General features: G+C 67.1%; 12 protein-coding genes. 7 read left to right on the top strand and 5 right to left on the bottom strand.

Annotated elements, in window-relative coordinates; genetic code table 11:
* Nucleotides 1–103: 103 nt before the first annotated feature.
* Nucleotides 104–1,714: a DHA2 family efflux MFS transporter permease subunit gene (locus ACNQS7_RS23615; RefSeq protein ID WP_418014440.1), complete on the top strand. Its 1,611-nt coding sequence runs from the start codon at nucleotides 104–106 to the stop codon at nucleotides 1,712–1,714.
* On the opposite strand, the gene ACNQS7_RS23610 is transcribed toward ACNQS7_RS23615, so the two are convergent.
* Nucleotides 1,711–3,825: a S9 family peptidase gene (locus ACNQS7_RS23610; protein WP_418014439.1), complete on the bottom strand. Its 2,115-nt coding sequence runs from the start codon at nucleotides 3,823–3,825 to the stop codon at nucleotides 1,711–1,713. The genes ACNQS7_RS23615 and ACNQS7_RS23610 overlap by 4 nt on opposite strands.
* Nucleotides 3,822–4,709: a phosphoribosylaminoimidazolesuccinocarboxamide synthase gene (locus tag ACNQS7_RS23605; protein ID WP_418014438.1), complete on the bottom strand. Its 888-nt coding sequence runs from the start codon at nucleotides 4,707–4,709 to the stop codon at nucleotides 3,822–3,824. The genes ACNQS7_RS23610 and ACNQS7_RS23605 overlap by 4 nt, the downstream gene beginning before the upstream one ends.
* A gap of 61 nt (nucleotides 4,710–4,770) precedes the next feature.
* Here ACNQS7_RS23605 and ACNQS7_RS23600 point away from each other — a divergent pair, with 61 nt between their 5' ends.
* Nucleotides 4,771–5,388 (top strand): hypothetical protein, encoded by a 618-nt coding sequence (locus tag ACNQS7_RS23600; RefSeq protein WP_055581516.1) that lies wholly within the window; start codon nucleotides 4,771–4,773, stop codon nucleotides 5,386–5,388.
* A 32-nt stretch (nucleotides 5,389–5,420) separates the two neighbouring features.
* Here the strand turns inward: ACNQS7_RS23600 and ACNQS7_RS23595 are convergent, their stop codons facing one another.
* Both ACNQS7_RS23595 and purB read right to left on the bottom strand, forming a co-directional pair.
* The gene (locus tag ACNQS7_RS23595; RefSeq protein ID WP_418014437.1) at nucleotides 5,421–6,659 is read right to left on the bottom strand and encodes a cytochrome P450; all 1,239 of its coding nucleotides are present in this window, start codon (nucleotides 6,657–6,659) and stop codon (nucleotides 5,421–5,423) included.
* On the bottom strand, nucleotides 6,656–8,074 hold the full coding sequence (gene purB / locus ACNQS7_RS23590) for an adenylosuccinate lyase (protein WP_418014436.1): 1,419 nt from the start codon (nucleotides 8,072–8,074) through the stop codon (nucleotides 6,656–6,658). The genes ACNQS7_RS23595 and purB overlap by 4 nt, the downstream gene beginning before the upstream one ends.
* An 86-nt stretch (nucleotides 8,075–8,160) precedes the next feature.
* Here purB and ACNQS7_RS23585 point away from each other — a divergent pair, with 86 nt between their 5' ends.
* Entirely contained in the window at nucleotides 8,161–8,919 is a 759-nt protein-coding gene (locus ACNQS7_RS23585; protein ID WP_418014435.1) for a DUF429 domain-containing protein, read from the top strand.
* On the opposite strand, the gene ACNQS7_RS23580 is transcribed toward ACNQS7_RS23585, so the two are convergent.
* Complete coding sequence (locus tag ACNQS7_RS23580; RefSeq protein WP_055581519.1) at nucleotides 8,862–9,524, bottom strand: TetR/AcrR family transcriptional regulator; 663 nt, start codon at nucleotides 9,522–9,524, stop codon at nucleotides 8,862–8,864. The genes ACNQS7_RS23585 and ACNQS7_RS23580 overlap by 58 nt on opposite strands.
* A gap of 55 nt (nucleotides 9,525–9,579) precedes the next feature.
* On the opposite strand from ACNQS7_RS23580, the gene ACNQS7_RS23575 reads away from it, so the two are divergent.
* The 4 genes from ACNQS7_RS23575 (at nucleotide 9,580) to ACNQS7_RS23560 (ending at nucleotide 15,479) form a co-directional block, all read left to right on the top strand.
* Nucleotides 9,580–10,491 (top strand): alpha/beta hydrolase, encoded by a 912-nt coding sequence (locus ACNQS7_RS23575; protein ID WP_418014434.1) that lies wholly within the window; start codon nucleotides 9,580–9,582, stop codon nucleotides 10,489–10,491.
* A gap of 79 nt (nucleotides 10,492–10,570) precedes the next feature.
* Entirely contained in the window at nucleotides 10,571–12,154 is a 1,584-nt protein-coding gene (locus ACNQS7_RS23570) for a gamma-glutamyltransferase family protein (RefSeq protein WP_418014433.1), read from the top strand.
* A gap of 163 nt (nucleotides 12,155–12,317) precedes the next feature.
* Complete coding sequence (locus ACNQS7_RS23565; RefSeq protein WP_418014432.1) at nucleotides 12,318–13,718, top strand: serine/threonine-protein kinase; 1,401 nt, start codon at nucleotides 12,318–12,320, stop codon at nucleotides 13,716–13,718.
* Between the two features lie 237 nt (nucleotides 13,719–13,955).
* Entirely contained in the window at nucleotides 13,956–15,479 is a 1,524-nt protein-coding gene (locus ACNQS7_RS23560) for a serine/threonine-protein kinase (RefSeq protein ID WP_418016117.1), read from the top strand.
* The last annotated feature ends 4 nt before the right edge of the window (nucleotides 15,480–15,483 follow it).

Below are 15,483 nucleotides of genomic sequence, written 5' to 3'. Positions count from 1 at the left end.
AAGTGTCGAAGCGGTGAAGGACACACGGACGGCAGACGTATATCCGGCCTTTGATCTGCTCGAACGGGCCTCCCCATGAGGCGGGCGTCACAATCAATTAGATATGCTCAGCAACGCCATGGAAAAGGCGCCATCCGCACCGGCCGACGCCGCGTTGCCCACCACCGCGACGGGAAAGTCGACGGCAGAGTCGACCGCGCCCGACTATCCCGACAAGCTCGACGCGGCGACCCTCCGCGTCGCCGGGGTGTGCATCCTGGCCTCGGTGATGATGTCGGTGGACACCACCGTCGTCAGCGTCGCGCAGCGCACGTTCATCGTTCAGTTCGAATCCACCCAGACCGTCGTCGGCTGGACCATGACCGGCTACACGCTGGCCCTGGCCACCGTGATTCCGCTGGCCGGCTGGGCGGCCGACCGCTTCGGCACCAAACGCCTGTGGATGGGTTCGGTGGTGGCGTTCATGGTGGGGTCTCTGCTGTGTGCGATAGCGCCGAGCATTCTGCTGCTGAACATATTCCGGGCGGTCCAGGGGATGTGCGGCGGCATGCTGATGCCGTTGGGGTTCACGATCTTGACGCGCGTCGCGGGCCCGAAGCGGCTGGGACGTCTGATGTCGGTGCTGGGCATCCCGATGCTGCTCGGCCCCATCGGGGGACCGATCCTCGGCGGCTGGCTGATCAACGCCTTCAGTTGGCCCTGGATATTCCTGATCAATCTGCCAATCGGGTTGTGCGCGTTCATCCTTGCCAAGTTCCTGTTCCCGCGGGACGATCCGGCGCCTTCGGAGACGTTCGACGTCATCGGCGTGCTGTTGCTGTCACCCGGGCTCGCCACGTTTCTGTTCGGGGTGTCCTCGATCCCTGGCCGCGGCACACTGGCCGACCGCCATGTGCTCATACCGGTGATCATCGGCTTGGCGCTGATCACGGCCTTCGTCATGCATGCGTGGTACCGGGCAGATCACCCGCTCATCGACCTGCGACTCTTCCGGGTTCCAGCGGTCACCCAGGCCAATGTCACCGCGTTCATCTTCTCGATCGCCTTCTTCGGGTCCATGCTGCTGCTTCCCAGCTATCTGCAGCAGGTGATGGGACAGACTCCGATGCAGTCCGGGTTGCACCTGATTCCGCAGGGGCTCGGCGCCATGCTGACCATGCCGTGGGCGGGCGTCTTCATGGACCGCAAAGGGCCCGGGAAGAGCGTGCTGTTCGGCATCTCGCTCATCACGGTCGGGTTGGCCTTCTTCACCTTCGGGGTCGCCCGGCAGGCCGCTTTCTCACCCGTCCTGCTGCTGGGACTGGGCATCATGGGCATGGGCATGGGTTGCACGATGATGCCGCTGTCCGGGGCGTCGGTGCAGGCACTGAACCCGCACCAGATAGCCCGCGGTTCGACGCTGATCAGCGTCAACTTCCAGGTGGGCGGCTCGATCGGGACCGCGTTGATGTCGATGGTGCTGACCAGCCAGTTCAATCGCAGTGAGAACATCACCGCGGCAAACGAATTCGTGCGCCGCAAGCAGGAGGCCGCGCGGCGCGGGGTGCCGCTGGACCCGTCCGCGGTGCCGCAGCGGACCCTGAGCGCTGACTTCGCCACCAATCTGCTGCACGATCTGTCCCACGCCTACACCGTGGTGTTGGTGATAGCGGTCGCCCTGGTGGCCACCACGTTCGTCCCGGCATCGTTTCTGCCGAAAAGACCGGCCGTCTAGTCCTGCGCAGTCGTCAACAGCCACGAGTACTGGAAAGCGGTTTCCTTCCACCGTTCATAGCGGCCGCTGATTCCACCGTGTCCGGCTTTCATCTGGGTCTTCAACAGCACCGGACTGCCTTGCGAACCGGCACCGTCAGTGTTCGCGTGGCGCAGCGCGGCCACCCACTTGGCGGGTTCGACGTAGTAGACCCGGGTGTCGTTCAGCGACGTCATCGCCAGGATCGCCGGATACCGCTTGGCCTCCACGTTCTCGTACGGCGAATAGGACTTCATATACGCGTAGACATCGCTGTCGGCCAACGGGTTTCCCCACTCATCCCATTCGGTGACAGTCAGCGGCAGCGAGGGATCCAGGATGGTGGTCAACGGGTCGACGAAGGGCACCTGCGCCAGGATGCCGGCGAACAGTTCCGGCGCCATATTGGCCACCGCGCCCATCAGCAACCCACCGGCACTGCCCCCCAGCGCCACCAGTTGCCGCGGGGTGGTCAGCCCGGTGTCGACGAGATGCTGTGCCACCGCGATGAAGTCGGTGAAAGTGTTCTTCTTTTCCAGCAGCTTGCCGTGCTCATACCACAACCGGCCCATCTCACCGCCGCCGCGGACATGGGCTATGACGAACACCATGCCGCGGTCCAGCAACGAAAGCCGGGCAATCGAGAACCGCGGGTCCTCGCAGATCTCGTAAGCGCCGTAGCCGTAAACCAGTGCCGGAGCAGGAAATTCGATGCCTGCCCGATAGACGATCGAGATCGGCACCCGGGTGCCGTCTGCCGTCAGCGCCCAGTCGCGGCGCTCGACGTAGTCCTCACGGCGGTAACCACCCAACACCGGTTGTTCTTTGAGCAGGGTGCGTTCCCCGGTGGCCAGGTCGAGGTCGTAGATCCGCACCGGTGTGACGAACGATCCGGCTCCCACCCGCAGCCTGGGTGAGCGCCAGTTCGGGTTGGCCCCCAGCCCGGCCGACATCAGTTCGGAGTCGAACGCGATCTCCTGCGGCTCATCGTAACTGCCGTCGGAGCTGAACGGCCACAACTGGATTCGCGGCAGCGCTGCCCGGCGATAGCTGACCACCAGGTGGTCGGCGAAGGCATCCACGCCGTCGAGACGGACATCGTCGCGGTGCGGGATGAGGGTGCTCTGCCGGGTCGGGTCGGCGACGGGCGCCTCGACCAGGGTGAAGTTCACCGCGTCCTCGTTGTGCAGGATCAGGAACCTGTCCTGTCCGCCCACCACGGCGTGCTCCACCGAGTACTCGACGCCCTCGCGCCGCGGCAACACGACGGTGAACTCGGCGTCAGGTTCGGCCGCGTCGGCGTAGCGCACCTCCGAGGTGACCGACGAGCCGGCCGCGATCAGCACATAGGCATTGCTGCGGGTGCGGCCCACGCCCACCCAGAACCGTTCGTCGGGTTCGTGATAGACGCGCTCGGACGGCGCGCCCGAACCGAGCCGGTAACGCCACACCGTGTCGGGACGCCAGGCCTCGTCGACGGTGCTGTAGTAGACGGTGCGGTTGTCGGCCGCCCAGGTAGCACCCGCGCCGATATCGGCGATCTCGTCGGGATATACCTCGCCGGTGCGTAAGTCCTTGAATCGCAACGTGTATCGTTCGTCGCCCTTGACGTCGACGGAGTAGGCCAGCAGATTGGCATCGAGGCTGACACTGGCGGCACCCAGTGCGAAGAAATCGTGACCGTCGGCTTCGATGTTCTCGTCAAGGAGGACCTGCTCGCCGGGAATCTCGGTGTGCTCGTCGAACTGCGGAGGTGTCCAGTCGTCGGGATCACTGACCGGGCAGCGGCAATGGACACCGTACTGCTTGCCTTCGAAAGTCCGGGCGTAGTACCACCAGTCGCCGCGCCGGGTCGGGACCGACAGGTCGGTCTCCTTGGTGCGCGACTTGATCTCGTCAAAGATCTGCTGCCGCAGGGACTCCAGGTGGGCGGTGCTCTGGTCGGCGTACTCGTTCTCGGCTTCGAGGTAGCCGATGACCTCAGGGCTGTCCTTGTCCCGCAACCACTCGTACGGGTCGATGAAGACATCGCCGTGGAATTCGCGGCGTGTCTCTACCCGTTTGGCGACGGGCGGCACCGGCGCGTCGGTCATGCACCGATCCAGTCTTCGAAACGTAGGCCCGAAATCCGTTCGTAGGCTTCGATGTAACGCCCGCGGGTGGCTGCGACGATGTCGTCCGGCAGCGGCGGCGGCGGTTCAGTGCCATGTCGGTCCCAGCCCGACTCGGGGCTGGTGAGCCAGTTACGGACGAACTGCTTGTCGAAGCTGTTCTGCACCACGCCGGGCCGGTATTCATCGGCCGGCCAGTACCGCGAAGAGTCGGGGGTGAAGATCTCGTCGGCCAGCAGCAGGTTGCCGTTGCGGTCGGTGCCGAACTCGAACTTGGTGTCCGCGATGATGATTCCCCTGGTCAAGGCGTGGTCGGCGGCCTGTACGTAGATCTGCAGCGTGCGGTCCCGCAGTTCGTTGGCCGCCACGGCGCCCACCAGTTCGATCACCCGGTCAAACGAGATGTTCTCGTCATGGCTACCCAGCGCCGCCTTGGTGGCCGGGGTGAACAACGGCGCGCTGAACTTGCTGGCTTCGACCAACCCGGGCGGCAACGCGATACCGCAGACCTTCCCGGTGGCCTGGTAGTCCAGCAGTCCCGAGCCGGTCAGGTAGCCGCGGGCAACGCACTCCACCTCGAGCATCTCCAGCCGGTGCACCAGCAGCGCCCGACCGAGCACCTCCTCGGGGATGCGGGGGTCGTCGGGCGGGCCGGCCAGGTGATTGGCCGCGTCCACGAGCCCGAAGAAAAAGACGCTCATCGCGGTCAGGATGCGGCCCTTGTCGGGAATCACGCTGTCCAGGATGAAGTCGTAGGCGGAGATCCGGTCGCTGGCGACCAGCAACAGGTGGTGGTCGTCGACCCGGTAGATCTCCCGAACCTTGCCACTGGCCACATGCTGGTAATCGGACAACGGGGGTCGCATCGGGTCAGCCTATCGGGCGAGCCGGCACCATTTGGGGCCGAGCTGTGCTGGTATCGGAGACATGACGAGGTACCTGCCGTACTCCACCCGGCCCTTCCGCCTGTTCGGTCAACTGATCAGCGACATCACCATTTCGCTGTGGACCGTGATCTGGGTATTCGTCGGCATCGCGGTGCACGACGCGATCGCGACGATCGCGGAGGCCGGCCGACAAGTGGAGAGCGGCTCCAAGGACCTGGCCGGCAACCTGGCGTCGGCGGGGCACGGTGCGCACAACGTCCCGTTGCTCGGGGATGCGCTCGGCAAACCGCTCGACGCGGCCAGCCAGGCGGCGCTGGACGTGGCCGGCGCTGGTCACAGCCTCGATTACACCGCGAGCTGGCTGGCCTGGGTGCTGGCGCTGGCGGTCGCGTCGCCCCCGATTCTGGCGGTGACTGTGCCGTGGCTGTTGCTGCGGTGGCGATTCTTCCGGCGCAAGTGGGTGGTGACCGCGTTGGCGGCGACGGCGGCGGGACAGCAACTGCTGGCGCTGCGGGCGTTGGCCAACCGGTCGCCGGCGAAACTCGCGGCGGTCAGTGCCGACCCGGTCGGCGGCTGGCGCCACGAGGACCCGATGGTCATCCGCGGCCTGGCCGCACTGGAACTGCGCGCCGCCGGGATCAGGTTGCGAATGCCCTGAGCCGGCCACGAACACGTCGGGTGGCGGCCTCCCTAACCCTGGTGCAATTCCACGACCAGGTGCCGGATGCCGGTGTGCCGGTTGCTGCGGGTCCACTCCGGCGGTTCCACCAGCCGGACTGCCCCGAACCGTGACAGCAGCTCCTCGTAGAGCACGCGGAGCTCGAGCCGGGCCAGGTTTGCCCCGAGACAGTAGTGCACCCCCTGCCCGAAGCCCAGGTGCGGATTGGGTTTACGGGTGATGTCGAATTGGGCCGCGCGCTCGAAGACGGCGTCGTCGCGGTTGGCGGAGCCTTCCCAGATCTGCACTTTCTGACCCGCCGCGATCGCGTGTCCCCCGAGGGTCACGTCGCGGGTGGCGGTGCGCCGCTTGGACGGTGACGGCGAGGTCCACCGGATGATCTCCTCAACTGCCGTCGGCAACAACCCGAAATCGGCTCGCAGCGCGCGTAATTGATCGGGATGCTCCGCCAGTGCCAGTAGCCCGCCCGCGACGGCGTTGCGCGTCGTCTCCGCTCCGGCGCTGAACAGCAGACTGAAGAACAGGTAGACCTCGAGATCGGAAAGAGCCTGGGAGTCGTCGTCTTCGACCATGGCGTTGGCCACCACCGACAGCATGTCGTCGGTCGGCTGCGCACGCTTGGCGGCGATCAACTCCTGACCGTAGGTGTACATCCGCGACCCGGCTTCCTCGATCGACAGCTGCGACAGCGACGCTTTGCGCGAGCCGCCGAAGTCGAATTGCGGCTCAATGGCCTCGAACAGCCAATGTCGTTCGCTCTCGGGAACTCCCAGCAGAATGCAGATCATCTGCATCGGCAACTCGGCGGCGATGTCGACCAAAAAGTCGAACGGCTCGCCGGGCACCACCTCGTCCACCAGACGGCGGGCCCGGGCCCGCAGGTCGTCCTCGACGCGACGGATCATCCGGGGCGTGAGCCCGGAGCTGACCAGTCGCCGGATCTGCGAATGCCTCGGGTCGTCCATCATGTTGAGCACCTGACCCGCGATCGCCAGATCCTGCAGCAGCGTGCCCCCGAACGGACGGGCACCACCCGTGACGGACGAGTAAGTCACCGGATCACGCAGCACCTCAAGGGTTTCCGCGTGGGTGGCCACCGACCAGAAGCCTTCCTCGTCGGGCGTGTTGTCGGTGGGCTCGTGCCAGAACACCGGCGCCTCGCGGCGGTGGACGGCGAACAGATCGTGCGGGAAGCCGTGGGCGAAGTTGTCCAGATCGGTGAAGTCGATGCTGGTTACCGCGGCGGTCACAGGATCGCCCCCGGCGTGTATTTGGCCGCCTCCGGATGGCGTCCCACCAGTTCCTCCACCAGCGCGGCCACCGCGTCGACCTGGTCGCCGGCCGCGCCGACGAAAGCCTCCTTGTCGGCCAGTGCGGCGTCGAGCGCCGTGCGGTCCAGCGGCAACCGCTCGTCGGCGGCCAACCGGTCCAACAGATCCGGCTCCGCGCCGCGTTCCCGCATGGCCAGTGCCGTGGCCACCGCGTGTTCGCGGATCACGTGGTGCGCGGATTCGCGTCCCACACCCGCACGCACTGCGGCCATCAGCACCTTGGTGGTGGCCAGGAAGGGCAGGTACCGGTCCAGTTCACGCTGGATCACCGCCGGGTAGGCCCCGAACTCGTCAAGCACCGTCAGGAATGTCTCGATCTGACCGTCGATGGCAAAGAAGCTGTCCGGCAATGCAACTCGACGCACTACCGAGCAGAAGACGTCGCCTTCGTTCCACTGCGAGCCGGCCAGCTCGGCGGCCATCGAGGCGTACCCGCGCAGCACCACCTGCAGTCCGTTGACCCGTTCGCAGCTGCGGGTGTTCATCTTGTGCGGCATCGCCGACGAACCGACCTGACCTTCGGCGAATCCCTCGGTGACCAGCTCATGCCCGGCCATCAGCCGGATGGTGTGCGCCAGCGAAGACGGTCCCGCGCCCAGTTGGACCAGCGCGGACAGCACGTCGTGGTCCAGCGAACGCGGGTACACCTGACCGACGCTGTGCAATACCGTTGTGAAGCCGAGGAATTCGGCCACCTGTTGCTCAAGCTCGGCGAGTTTGCCCGCGTCGCCGCCGAGCAGGTCGAGCATGTCCTGGGCGGTGCCCATCGGCCCCTTGATACCGCGCAGCGGGTAACGGTCGATCAGTTCCCGCAGCCGGGTCAGCGCGATCAGCGTCTCCTGCGCGGCCGAGGCGAACCGCTTGCCCAGGGTGGTGGCCTGAGCGGCGACGTTGTGGCTACGCCCGGCCATCACCAGGTCGCGGTAGGCCACAGCCCGCTCGGCAAGCCGCGCCACCACCGCCACCCCGTGGCCGAACACCAGTTCCAGCGACTGCCGAATCTGCAGCTGCTCGACGTTCTCCGTCAGGTCCCGGCTGGTCATGCCCTTGTGCACGTGCTCGTGGCCGGCAAGGGCGTTGAATTCTTCGATACGGGCCTTGACGTCGTGGCGCAGCACTCGCTCACGCGCCGCGATGGAGGCCAGATCGACGTTGTCCAGGACCCGCTCGTAGTCGGCGATCGCTTCCTGCGGCACGTCGACTCCGAGCCCCGCCTGCGCCCGCAGCACCGCCAGCCACAGCCGCCGCTCGGCTACCACCTTGGCCTCGGGCGACCAGATTGCCACCATCTCGGCGCTTGCGTACCGGTTGGCCAGCACGTTCGGAATGCTCACGAACACACAGCTTACGGTCGGGCCGGGGACGGACCGAGTCCCGCTCCGGCGGGGTTGGGGAGTTGCGGGAGTGCCATGATGCGGACATGTACTTCGCGGGCGTCGACCTCGCCTGGGCCGGCCGAAACCCGACCGGCATCGCGGTGGTCGATGACGACGGGGTCCTGGTCAGCGTCGGCGCGGTCCGCACTGACGATGACGTGCTGGACACGTTGCGTCCGTGGGTGCGCGCCGAGTGCTTGGTGGGTTTCGATGCACCGCTGGTGGTGACCAATCCGACCGGTCAGCGTCCGGCCGAGACGGCGCTCAACCGGGATTTCCGCAGGTTCGAGGCGGGGGCGCACCCATCCAATACCGGCAGACCCGAATTCGCCGACGGACCACGTGCAGCGCGGCTGGCGGCGGCGCTGGACCTGAACCTCGACCCGTATTCACCCGCGCCGCGACGGGCCCTCGAGGTGTATCCGCACGCGGCGACGGTCGCCCTGTTCCGGCTGCCCCGCACGCTGAAGTACAAAGCCAAGCCGGGCCGGGACCTCGGGCAGCTCCGGTCGGAGTTGCTGCGGCTGATGGATCTCGTCGAGACACTGGCCGACGCGCCGCTACCACTGCACGTCGGTGACCACCCCGACTGGGTCCGGCTGCGTCACGCCGTGGTGACGGCGCAGCGCAAAAGCCACCTGCGGCGCGCGGAGGACCCCGTCGATGCCGTGGTCTGCGCCTATGTGGCGCTCTATGCGCAGCGTCGCCCCGACGACATCACCATCTACGGAGACGCGGCAAGCGGCTATATCGCGACGCCGTCGTTGTCCAAAGACGTGCTGACGATCCGCACCGGGGGTTGATCGACCGGCGCCAGCACTTCGATCAGGTCGATCACCGTCGCCATCGCCGCGGCGCGCGGGTCGCGTCCTTCCACCAGCGCGGAGACCACCGAACCGTCAACGGCGCAGATCAGGGTGCACACCAACTCGATCTGGACCGATCTGCCCGATCGTTCGATGGCCTCGGCGACCGCCTCGGCGCGCTGCCGCAGGCTGCGCCGCATGCTTTCCCGCAAGGCGGGAAGACGGGTACAGGCAATATGACGCTCATATCGCGATATCAGCTGCTCGGCGAGCCCCGGTCCGGATACGTCCCCCACCAGCAGATCGACCAGCACGTCCGCGGTGGTCTCCGGCCCCCGGCGGCGCCGGGACAGGCCGTTGACCCGGGCCCGTAACTGCGCCACCTCGATCATCCCGATGTGCTCGACCGCGCGGGCGATCAAATCATCGAGCGACGAGAAATAGTAGGTAGTAGACGCCAGTGGCAGGCCGGCTCGCCGGGCGACCGCCCGGTGGCGTACCGCTTCGAACCCGCCTTCGCCGAGCAGCTCGGCGGCGGCGCTCACCAACGCGTACCGCCGTCGTTCTCCTTTAGGAGTAACTGCTGCTGCTGTCACGCCCACCCATGCTGCCAGCCAAAGTGGTACTGCATTGCCATTTTCGCGAAACGAACATGGCATGATTGCCCGCATGCCAGACATCAGCCGCCGCGCCGTACTGCGCCTCGGCGCTGCCGCCGCATGCGGTGCGGGCGGCGCATATGCGCTCGACGTGCTGTTTCAGCCGCGCAAGTCGGGCGCCGCCCCGGTTTCCTGGACTGGGACAAACGTTCCATTGGCGCCGGTACGGCCACTGGATCCGGCACCACCGGCGCAGGCGGCTCCGACGATGCTGACGGGCTCGTTCGTCTCGGCAGCCCGGGGGGGCATATCGACCAACTGGGCGATCGCGCGTCCGCCCGGACAGACCAAGCCGCTGCGACCGGTCATCGCGTTGCACGGTAAAGGTAACGACGCCGCCGCCGTGATGGCCGGGGGTGTCGAGCAAGGCCTGGCGCAGGCGGTCAACGCCGGGTTGCCGCCGTTTGCGGTCGTCGCCGTCGACGGCGGCGGCGGTTACTGGCACAAGCGGGCCGACGGCGACGACGCCGGGGCGATGGTGCTCAACGAGTTGATCCCGATGCTGGACAGCCATGGCCTGGACACCTCCAGGGTGGGATTTCTGGGTTGGTCGATGGGCGGCTACGGCGCGCTGCTACTCGGTGGCCGGCTCGGCGCCGGTCGCACCGCGGCGATCTGTGCGGTGAGCCCCGCGCTGTGGACGTCCTCGGGCGCGGCGGCGCCCGGCGCCTTCGACGGGCCCGACGACTATGCAGCCAATTCGGTGTGGGGTATGCCGGCCCTGGGTTCCATCCCGATCCGCATCGACTGCGGCGACAGCGACCCGTTCTATTCGGCGACCAAGCAGTTCATCGCTCAGCTACCGAATCCTCCGGCCGGCGGTTTCTCGCCGGGCGGACACGACGGGGGGTTCTGGAGCTCGCAGCTGCCGGCCGAGATGACGTGGATGGCGCCGATATTGACGGCGTAGCCCCGCGGCGATCGCAAGCGCGACGACGCCGGGCGACGCGGGTCGCCGCCATCTGCCGTCGCGTGGATACCGTCGTCATGTGAACGCACCGTTCGGCTGGCACAATCCGTACCCCTGGCCTCGCACGCCCGTACTCGGCGCCAACGTCGTCTGCACCTCCCAACCGCTCGCCGCTCAGGCCGGCCTGTCGATGCTGGCCGCCGGCGGCAACGCGGTCGACGCGGCCATCGCCACCGCGATCACCCTGACGATCGTCGAACCGGTGTCCAACGGCATCGGATCGGACGCTTTCGCGATCGTTTGGGACGGCAAGGAGTTGCACGGACTCAACGCGTCGGGACGCTCACCCGCGGCGTGGACACCGGAATACTTTGGTGGTCAGGGTGTTCCGGCCTTCGGCTGGAATTCGGTGACGGTCCCCGGAGCCGTGTCGGGATGGGCGCAGCTGCACGAGCGGTTCGGCAGGCTGTCGTTCGATCGGCTGTTCGCGCCCGCTATCTCCTACGGCCGCAACGGCTTCCTGGTGTCTCCGATGGTGGCCTCGCAGTGGCGGGCGCAGGTTCCCGTCTTCGCATCGCAGCCCGGGTTCGCCGCCGCGTTCCTGCGGGGTGGACGAGCACCCCAAGCCGGGGAATTGTTCACTCTCCCGGACCATGCGACCACGCTGGAGAAGATCGCGGCATCTGGCGGCGAGGCGTTTTACCGGGGCGAGTTGGCCGCCAGGCTCGAGGCACACTCAACCGCGCACGGCGGCGCGATGCGGGCCAGCGACCTGGCGGCACACCAGGCCGACTGGGTCGGCACCATCAGTGGTCAGTATCGGGGCTATACGCTGCATGAGATACCGCCCAACGGTCAGGGCATCGTCGCTCTGATCGCGCTGGGCATTCTTGAACACTTCGACATGTCCTCGTTGCCGGTCGATTCCGCCGATAGCGTCCACCTGCAGATCGAGGCGTTGAAGCTGGCGTTCGCGGACGCTCACGCGTGTGTCGCCGACATCGACCACATGACCGTGCCCACTGCACGACTTCTCGATGAGGAGTATCTCAGTCAGCGGGCCGCGCTGATCGACCCCCGGCGTGCACAGCCCGTTTGGACCGGAACACCCAGGGGTGGAACGGTTTATCTGACCGCCGCCGATGCCTCCGGAATGATGGTGTCGATGATCCAGTCGAACTACCTGGGATTCGGCTCCGGCGTGGTGGTGCCGGGCACCGGCATAGCGCTGCAGAACCGGGGCGCGAATTTCGTTGCGACTCCCGGACATCCCAATCAGATCGGTCCGGCCAAGCGTCCCTTCCACACGATCATCCCCGGCTTCGTCACCAGAGACGGAACACCGGTGCTGAGTTTCGGGGTGATGGGCGGGCCGATGCAACCGCAAGGTCACCTGCAGGTGCTGGTGCGCATCGCCGATCACGGCCAGAACCCGCAGGCAGCCTGCGACGGCCCGCGCTTTCGCTGGGTGGATGGCATGCAAGTGGCCTGCGAGAACGGATTTCCCCGGGCGACGCTCGACGACCTGCGGCAGCGCGGGCATGATCTGCTCACCGTCGACGACTACAACGCGTTCGGTAGTTGCCAGGCGATCTGGCGTCTGGGCGAAGGGTATCTCGCGGCCAGCGACCCACGACGGGACGGGCAAGCTGCCGCATTCTGATTCGCCACTCGGACTGACGGCAAGCTCACAGGAAACGATGAGCCAATCGTCGGTATGCGCTGGGTAATCTCGAGTCCGGTTGTTTCCGTTAAGGGGCGGTGCGGTGGTGGGCTCAGTTCATCCGAGGCCCGGAGATGTGTTTGCCGGGTACACAATTGACCGGTTGTTGGGGTCTGGAGGCATGGGCGAGGTGTATCTCGCCCAGCATCCACGGCTGCCGCGCCGGGAGGCGTTGAAGATCCTCAACGACGACATCTGCGCCGACCCGGCCTACCGGCAGCGATTCATCAAAGAAGCCGATCTGGCTGCGGCGCTGTGGCATCCGAACATCGTGCGCATCAACGACCGAGGCGAATCCGACGGGCAACTGTGGATCGCGATGGACTTCGTCGACGGCACCGACGTCGCCAGCCTGCTGCGCGAACAATATCCGGCCGGCATGCCCGTCGATCAGGTCGACGTGATCATCACCGCGATCGCCGCCGCACTCGATTACGCCCACCACCACCATGACGTGGTGCACCGCGATGTCGGGCCGGCCAACATCCTGCTCGCCGCCCCGGGCACCGACGAACAACGAATCCTGCTGGGCGACTTCGGTATCGCCCGCACCATCGGCGACACCGGCGGGCTGACCGCGACCAACATGATGATCGGCACCTTCCCCTACGCCGCGCCCGAACAACTCACCGACGAACCCATCGACGGCCGCGCCGACCAATACGCCCTGGCCGCCACCGCCTACCACCTGCTGACCGGCGCCCCACTGTTCCCCCACACCAACCCCGCCGTCGTCATCAGCCGCCACCTCAACACCCCACCGCCGGCACTGGCCGAAACCCGCCCCACACTGGCCGCCTTCGACCCCGTCTTCGCCACCGCCCTGGCCAAAGACCCCACCGACCGATACACCCGATGCAGCGACTTCGCCCAGGCATTCAGCCGCGCCGCCCACACCCTGACCCCGGCCACCAACACAGCACGCACCATGCCCAGACCCCTGGCCGTCAGAACACCCACTACGACAACCCCACCACCGCGACGACGACCCCGCGCCCTCGCCGCCGCGGCGGTAATCATCGCCCTGGCCGGCGTCAGCGCCGGTGGCTATGAGCGCGCTTCTTCCGGCGGCAGACCACTCGCCTCATCCCCGGGGGCTTCTCAACATGCCGTCGCGCTGGCGTCACCGCCGGTTGCCCCCGCACCGCCGCAACCGCCCTCCCCGGCACCGGTTCCCGCCACTCCTCGCGCGGCGGCAGCTGCCGCCGTGCCCGCTCCGGCCGCGCCGCGAGTCAAAGCACCCGCTCCCGCGCCGCAGCGGGCAGCGGTCGATCGCGACCAGACATTCGTCAACCAGCTTTCCAGCATTCCCGGCCTCACCGTCACCGACCCGGCGACGGCCGCCGCAACGGGCCGCGCCATCTGCAAGAGTCTGAAGAACGGGTCCACCCCCAACGATTCCGTGCAGGCCACCGTGAACGGCAACAGTGGCCTCACGCCCGCACAGGCCGCCGCGGGCGTCAACGCCGCCATCGGCGTCTATTGCCCGCAGTATCCGCATTAGGCCTTCTAATGCGTTGAGCCGTTTCGTCTCTCGCGGACACCGGTCCGATCCCGCAGCGCGCAGGCCGCTGTCGCCACGGCAGCCCCAAGGTGAACTAAAGGTAAACTCATAGGAAACTAAGCGTGACTGCACGGTGAATCGGCGGGTAATATCGAATCGGCAATTGCGGGCTGACGCGGGTGCCGCGTCGGCATTCCTGTAACGGATGGTGCGATGATTGGCTCAATTCCCTCCGGCATGGGCTTGAGTGCCGGAGATGTGTTTGCCGGGTACACAATTGACCGGTTGTTGGGGTCTGGAGGCATGGGCGAGGTGTATCTCGCCCAGCATCCACGGCTGCCGCGCCGGGAGGCGTTGAAGATCCTCAACGACGACATCTGCGCCGACCCGGCCTACCGGCAGCGATTCATCAAAGAAGCCGATCTGGCTGCGGCGCTGTGGCATCCGAACATCGTGCGCATCAACGACCGAGGCGAATCCGACGGGCAACTGTGGATCGCGATGGACTTCGTCGACGGCACCGACGTCGCCAGCCTGCTGCGCGAACAATATCCGGCCGGCATGCCCGTCGATCAGGTCGACGTGATCATCACCGCGATCGCCGCCGCACTCGATTACGCCCACCACCACCATGACGTGCTGCACCGCGATGTCGGGCCGGCCAACATCCTGCTCGCCGCCCCGGGCACCGACGAACAACGAATCCTGCTGGGCGACTTCGGTATCGCCCGCACCATCGGCGACACCGGCGGGCTGACCGCGACCAACATGATGATCGGCACCTTCCCCTACGCCGCGCCCGAACAACTCACCGACGAACCCATCGACGGCCGCGCCGACCAATACGCCCTGGCCGCCACCGCCTACCACCTGCTGACCGGCGCCCCACTGTTCCCCCACACCAACCCCGCCGTCGTCATCAGCCGCCACCTCAACACCCCACCGCCGGCACTGGCCGAAACCCGCCCCACACTGGCCGCCTTCGACCCCGTCTTCGCCACCGCCCTGGCCAAAGACCCCACCGACCGATACACCCGATGCAGCGACTTCGCGCACGCATTCAGCCGCGCCGCCCACACCCTGACCCCGGCCACCAACACAGCACGCACCATGCCCAGACCCCTGGCCGTGAGAACACCCACAACGACAACCCCACCACCCGCGACACCACCACGGCGACGCCGGCGCATCTTCGCCGCTGCCGCAACGGCAGTGGCTCTCATCGGCGTCGCCGCCAGTGACTACCAGATCGACGACAGATCCGACACCGGCGCACCCGCCGCGTCTGCCGCTGCCGCGCAACCTCGGCTGGCGGTCGAGAACGTGCCACCCCCCGCGGCACCCGCGCAGCCGGCGGCATCACCGCCGAATGAGGCTGCCCCAAGCCGGCTTCCCGCCCCGTCCCCCGCTCCGCCAGTTGCTCCGCCGCGACCGCCCCTACCGGCCGCTGCATCAGCGCCGGTCGCTTCGGCGCCCGCTCTGCCGTCACCGCCGAAAGCGCCGGCACCTCCTCCGCAACGGCCGCCGGACCCGGACCAGGCCTTCGTCAACATGGTGTCCGGCATTCCCGGCCTCACCGTGACCGACCCGGCCACGGCCGCCGCGACCGGCCGCGCCGTGTGCACGAGCCTGCAAAACGGCGCGACACCAAACGATTCCGTTCAGGCGACCGTGAACGGCAACAACACCGTGACCCCCGCCCAGGCCGCCGCCGGGGTCAACGCCGCGATCACCGTCTACTGCCCGCAATATCAGCAATAGGCAC

This window comes from Mycobacterium sp. 23, assembly GCF_048287075.1.
Taxonomy (GTDB): Bacteria; Actinomycetota; Actinomycetes; order Mycobacteriales; family Mycobacteriaceae; genus Mycobacterium; species Mycobacterium gordonae_B.
The sequence above is the reverse complement of the archived record's forward strand: the minus strand, read 5'-3'. Positions and strand labels throughout refer to the sequence as shown.

Excerpts from the sequence above, each read along its gene's own strand:
- ACNQS7_RS23575 (WP_418014434.1), top strand. The coding sequence starts at position 9,580 with ATGATTGCCCGCATGCCAGACATCAGCCGCCGCGCCGTACTGCGCCTC.
- ACNQS7_RS23610 (WP_418014439.1), bottom strand. The coding sequence starts at position 3,825 with ATGACCGACGCGCCGGTGCCGCCCGTCGCCAAACGGGTAGAGACACGC.
- ACNQS7_RS23615 (WP_418014440.1), top strand. The coding sequence starts at position 104 with ATGCTCAGCAACGCCATGGAAAAGGCGCCATCCGCACCGGCCGACGCC.
- ACNQS7_RS23585 (WP_418014435.1), top strand. The coding sequence starts at position 8,161 with ATGTACTTCGCGGGCGTCGACCTCGCCTGGGCCGGCCGAAACCCGACC.
- ACNQS7_RS23560 (WP_418016117.1), top strand. The coding sequence starts at position 13,956 with ATGGGCTTGAGTGCCGGAGATGTGTTTGCCGGGTACACAATTGACCGG.
- ACNQS7_RS23600 (WP_055581516.1), top strand. The coding sequence starts at position 4,771 with ATGACGAGGTACCTGCCGTACTCCACCCGGCCCTTCCGCCTGTTCGGT.
- ACNQS7_RS23605 (WP_418014438.1), bottom strand. The coding sequence starts at position 4,709 with ATGCGACCCCCGTTGTCCGATTACCAGCATGTGGCCAGTGGCAAGGTT.